Source organism: Acidiplasma cupricumulans, assembly GCF_001402935.1.
In the GTDB taxonomy this organism is placed as follows: domain Archaea; phylum Thermoplasmatota; class Thermoplasmata; order Thermoplasmatales; family Thermoplasmataceae; genus Acidiplasma; species Acidiplasma aeolicum.
The window spans coordinates 1-5,451 of sequence record NZ_LKBH01000202.1; the positions used below are offsets into that span (position 1 = coordinate 1).

Here is a 5,451-nt window from a genome sequence, read left to right on the forward strand (position 1 = left end):
TTCCGATCTTAATTATATTATGAAATATCAAAAATTAATATTTTATTTATTTGTCATAAGGTTATGGTTTCTTTTAAAAATTTTAACATAGACCCTGGGAAGTTATCATCTCCATGATGCTTAAATTTACTGAATACAATATATTACATCAAATGATTCTGGGACTGCCTTTTTAATTATATTAATGATACCAATGCTATTATTCTTACATCACTTAATCCTGTTATCAACTCCAAATAGATTATCCATGTCGATTTTAATATTTCAATTATCTATAAGGTTTGTGGCATTCTCCACCATCTTAAAGATAGGAGCCTCAAGCTTCCATGGAAAAGCATGCCTAATCAGGTAAATATTATCATATACTGCATTTATTGTATAACCATTCATAAAGCATGAATGTTATAAAGTATGTATATGATTTTCCAGTTCTCTCTTTTTCTTTATTGTTGATACCCCTGAATATATCCTATCTTTCCTTTAACGTTCCTGTTTAATAAATCCATAAACATACCAATATATTGTAATAAATGTAATTATAATGGCCACTGGGCATAACTGTAAACCTTATTGTACTTATTGAATATATAACATTAAGTCTTTTTAGGAAATACCTGTAAGGTTTAATACTCATTTGCATAAATGGTTATCAGAATTATTGACAATGACCTTTATTGAATCCTTTATACTGCCATTTAATGCTGACTCAATATTATTAATATCCACCTTTTTGTTTAATAGTATGTCAAGATTAATTGCGCCTGAAGATATGAGATTAAGGGACCTTTCCATGGTGTATGGATTTGTAAATTCACCCGCTATCTTAATCTCCTTTTGATATATTAGTGACGGTTTAATACTTGCGTAGGCATCAGGGTCATAAACCGCAAAGGCCAGAATCCGGCCATCATTTGAAATTATATCAATTGATTCCTCTAATAGTTTCATGCTTCCTGTTGTGTCTACTATAAGATCAACACCATAATTTCCCGTTTTTTCCTTTACATAGTTTTTAATATTCCCTATTACCACATCGGCACCAAGTTCCCTGGCAATATTTTTTCTGTACTCATTTAATTCAGCAACGATTAATGGATTATAACCCATGTTTTTAAGTATCTGAAAAAATGTTAATCCTATGAACCCTGCACCAAGTATTAGGGCCGATTCACCTATTTTGGCATTTACAATGTCCAGGCCGTGTATAATGCAGGCAACTGGTTCGGTAACCGATGCCCTTTCATATGATAAATTATCTGGAATTTTGTATACCTGGCTGTCAGGAACATTCACATACTCAGCAAAACCCCCATAAATATTGTTCCCAATGCTAGTAAAATGCTCGCAAAAATTTTTTTTACCAGACCTGCAATACCTGCACTTATTGCACGGAATATTTGGATCAACAACCACCCTGTCTCCAGAATGAAACAAACTGCTTTTTGATTCAACCACAATTCCGCTTAGTTCATGGCCGGGTACCACAGGATATTTAATTAATGGATTTTTGCCATAATAGGAATGAATGTCGGAACCACAGACACCGCAGGCCATTACCCTAATTTTTACCTCATTTTCTTTTAAATCAGGCTCATCTATGTCCAAAACAGAAACATTTTTAACACCGTTTAGGAAAAATGCCCTCATAAATTAATATAATTCATTTAATAGTATAAATAGATTTTTGTTACCATAATATATTTATATAAATGCCCTAAATAAGGAAAATACTTTAATTTCTCACATCGCCTAAAATATCTAATAGATATCTCGCTTCTAAATTTTATAATTATCATAAAAATGAAATATTATTAACGTATTATTGATAAAAATGGTGTTGCAATGATAGACATAAAATTATTAAGATCAAACAGTGAGATATTTTACAAGTCCTGCCAGGCCAGGGGTTTTGATACAAAAGTACTTGATAACTTTTTTGTTCTGGATGATAAATGGCGATCGAATCTTAGGGATATCAATGGTTTAAAGCATGAAAAAAACGAAATTACAGTTGAGATATCAAAAATTATAAAAAATGGCGGTGACCCTGAACCATTAAAAAATAAGGTAAATGAAATTAATAAAAAAATAGGGGAGCTTGAAAATCAGCAGAAAGAAATTGAAAAGGATAGGGATAATACGCTGAGGTTAATACCAAATCTACTGGCAGATGATGTCCCCCACTGCTTTGGAGATGAAAATAATAAACTCGTTAGATATTATGGTACAGCTAATGTTTATAGGGAAGATTTGGATTATTTTAAACAAAATAGTGGAAATAGCAGTGATTTTAATATAATAGACAGCAGACCAATGAGCCATGTTGATTTAATGGAGCAGTTAAACCTTGTTGACCTTGAAAGGGCAGGTAAAATAGCTGGGGCCAGGTTTTACTTCCTTAAAAACAGATTATTTAAGCTTGAACTGGCACTTATAAACTACGCTGTGGATTTTTTATCACAGAGAGGTTTTTCTGTTCTCGAACCACCATTTATGATAAACTATGCCTCAATGTCCGGTGCCACAGATATAGAGACATTCAAGGATACACTTTATAAAATAGAGGGCGATGACCTTTATTTAATTGCAACAGCAGAGCATCCCATAGCATCCATGCTTTCTGGAGAAATTCTTAATGAGGACGAGCTGCCCATTCGTGTTGCCGGTGTATCCTCATGTTTTAGGCGCGAGGCAGGTGCCCACGGAAAGGATACAAAGGGTATTTTCAGGGTTCATCAGTTTAATAAAATTGAGCAATTCATATTCTGCAGGCCAGAAGAATCATGGGATCACTTTGATGAGCTTGTAAAAAATGCAGAGGATATATACAAATCACTTGAGATACCCTATAGAATAGTTAATGTTTGTTCAGGGGAGCTTGGGAATCTGGCAGCAAAAAAGTATGATATAGAGGCATGGTTCCCATCCCAGGGGAAGTTCAGGGAAATAGTTTCCGCCTCCAATGATACAGATTATCAGGCGAGGTCATTAAATATTAAATACAGAACAAAAAATGGAAATGAATTTGTTCACACACTGAATAGCACTGCAATAGCCACAACAAGAATACTTGTGGCCATTATGGAGAATTATCAGAAGGATGGGTACATACAGGTTCCAAGGGCTTTGGTTCCATACACAGGATTTGACAGAATAGAAAGGGAGGATTAAAACCATGCTTAATAATGCAAGGAAAAGCAGGGGTGAACTTGCAAAAATTATTGCAGAAATTATAATAGGCATCATACTTGCAATTCTTGCAGGCTTTGTGGTTGATTTTATCATTACCCGATTTTTGCCTGAGTATAAAGGCTATGAAATATATATAAACGAGGGTGTAAGGGCAGTAATAGTCCTGATAATAGGAATGATGATAACAAGGTCAACCCTGAGATTCATAGAATACAGAATAAAGACATCAAGAAAGGAGCTTTATGGAATCTCATTAATAATAAGAATAATAATGTACATTATAGTAATAGCCATCGTGCTGTCAATATTCCATGTTAGCGTTACAGGAATACTTGCAGGCAGCGCGGTTGGTGGCGTTATCCTCGGCCTTGCCGTTCAAACAGTCGCATCCAATCTTATTGCAAGCATCTTTGTAACATCATCAAGAACATTAAAGTATGGAGATGTTGTTGGAATAAACTCTTGGGTATGGAGCATAGATACAACTGGAAAAATTATTGATGTTAAGACCCTTTTTTCCAAGATGTTAACAAAGGACAATAATGTGATTTCAATACCAAATTCCGCACTGCTTGGCAACTCGGTTATTACAGAATTTAAAACTGAGGATTCCTCATATATTTATCCACTAAATATTACCACACCATCTGATGTTCCAGCCGATAAGGTTATTGAGAATTTTAAGGCAATGTCCAATAATAACGATATGACAATTTTTCTCTCCGCAAAAGGCGGTACAACAAATACGTATCTTATAATGTTCAAATTTCAGGATATTAATGAATTAAATAAAATTATATCAATTGCAAATATGAATCTGGACAGGGCATACTGGACTGTAAAATCACAGGCAAATGTGCTTGGAAACAATGCAATTTATGAGAGCATATACGAATTAAATTATTACCCGGTAACTGTTATATTAAACTCCGATGTTAAATCTGATGAGATATTGAAATACGTCAGTGAAAACCATGGGAATCTTGATTTAAAAGGTATACTAATGTCCAAATCAGGGTCAACAAACACCTACCTAATTTTTGCAAAAATAAAAGGTCCAGAGGATATAAATTCAACAATTAATGCTGTAAATATATTTATGGAAAACGCATACAATACATTAAAAGCCTCTCAGAGCAATCAGGGAAAATAAATTATAAAGAATAATATTTTATTCCATTCTTTTCAATTCCCCTTATGATTCCTGAATTTTCCATATAAATTAAATGTGCTGCAGTTTCCATGATTGCAAAATTTTTTTCCATAAAATTCATTGTATCCATATGCCGACCCCTGCTCCATTCCATGGTTGATGCTATATCATATACTGTTTTCCATGAATTAAGATAATTTTTAATAACTGTTATTCTGTTACCATGATGCTTTTTTATTTGAATTATCCTTTCATGATAATTATTAAACACATTTCCATGGCCGGGATAAACATTGCTGACATTTAAATTCTGAATTTTCTCAAGGCTTTCAAGATACATTTTCAGGCTATCCATTTCAGGTAAATACACACTAATATTTGGTGTTATCCTGCCAAGTATATGATCACCTGATAATAGTGATAATGAATTTTTATTATAAAGAACAATTGAACCGGGAGTATGCCCTGGCACATCAATAATATCAAAACCCTCTGGTTTGTTATTTACCGGCTTAATATCAAGCCCCTCATAATAATTTATATATTTCACAATTGGATTATAATCCATAATCATGTCTATAATTGAATCAGGTGTACCGTTTGATCTTAAGAAGTCTGTGTAAAATTTAAAATACGCTTCAGGATTTTCATTAATCCTCTCTATATAATTGTAATCATTCTGGCTTATAAAAACTGGTATTCCATAATTTTTATTAAAATATCCGGCACCACCTATATGATCTATGTGTAGATGTGATATAATTATATATTTTATTGCCCCTGGATTTATTTTGGATATTATCTCCCTGTAAGAATTCTCAGACATGCCTGTATCAAACAGAATGCTGCCATTTATTAAATATGAATTTGCTGTTTTCAGTGCCCTTATTTCTATTGGTACTTCTATTTTTTGTATATCCATTGACTATAATTTCTAAATGATAAATAATTATTATTGTTTGCACATATTATTCTTACAAATCAATATACCAGAAAGAAAGCCACTGAGTTTATTATGAATTTCTGGAATTTAAATACAAATATTCAATAAATAATATTTTTTGAAACATTTTTAGAACTAAATATTTATATGTTAAATACACATA

Annotated in this window: 5 protein-coding genes; 2 read left to right on the forward strand and 3 right to left on the reverse strand. The window is 32.7% G+C overall.

Translation table 11 applies throughout. The features are described from left to right. Positions 1 to 264: 264 nt before the first annotated feature. Both AOG55_RS09765 and AOG55_RS06175 read right to left on the reverse strand, forming a co-directional pair. Positions 265 to 390 (reverse strand): hypothetical protein, encoded by a 126-nt coding sequence (locus tag AOG55_RS09765; RefSeq protein ID WP_255350850.1) that lies wholly within the window; start codon positions 388 to 390, stop codon positions 265 to 267. Positions 391 to 630: 240 nt separating this feature from the next. Beyond that, positions 631 to 1,647, reverse strand: coding sequence for a zinc-dependent alcohol dehydrogenase family protein (locus tag AOG55_RS06175; RefSeq protein WP_048100910.1), 1,017 nt, complete (start codon positions 1,645 to 1,647; stop codon positions 631 to 633). Between the two features lie 195 nt (positions 1,648 to 1,842). Between AOG55_RS06175 and serS the strand changes: the two genes are divergently transcribed. Then, positions 1,843 to 3,171 (forward strand): serine--tRNA ligase, encoded by a 1,329-nt coding sequence (serS, locus tag AOG55_RS06180; protein WP_048100911.1) that lies wholly within the window; start codon positions 1,843 to 1,845, stop codon positions 3,169 to 3,171. A gap of 4 nt (positions 3,172 to 3,175) precedes the next feature. Next, on the forward strand, positions 3,176 to 4,345 hold the full coding sequence (locus AOG55_RS06185; protein ID WP_048100912.1) for a mechanosensitive ion channel family protein: 1,170 nt from the start codon (positions 3,176 to 3,178) through the stop codon (positions 4,343 to 4,345). A 1-nt stretch (position 4,346) separates the two neighbouring features. Here AOG55_RS06185 and AOG55_RS06190 read toward each other — a convergent pair whose 3' ends face one another. Continuing rightward, complete coding sequence (locus AOG55_RS06190) at positions 4,347 to 5,267, reverse strand: MBL fold metallo-hydrolase (protein ID WP_048100913.1); 921 nt, start codon at positions 5,265 to 5,267, stop codon at positions 4,347 to 4,349. Positions 5,268 to 5,451 lie beyond the last annotated feature (184 nt).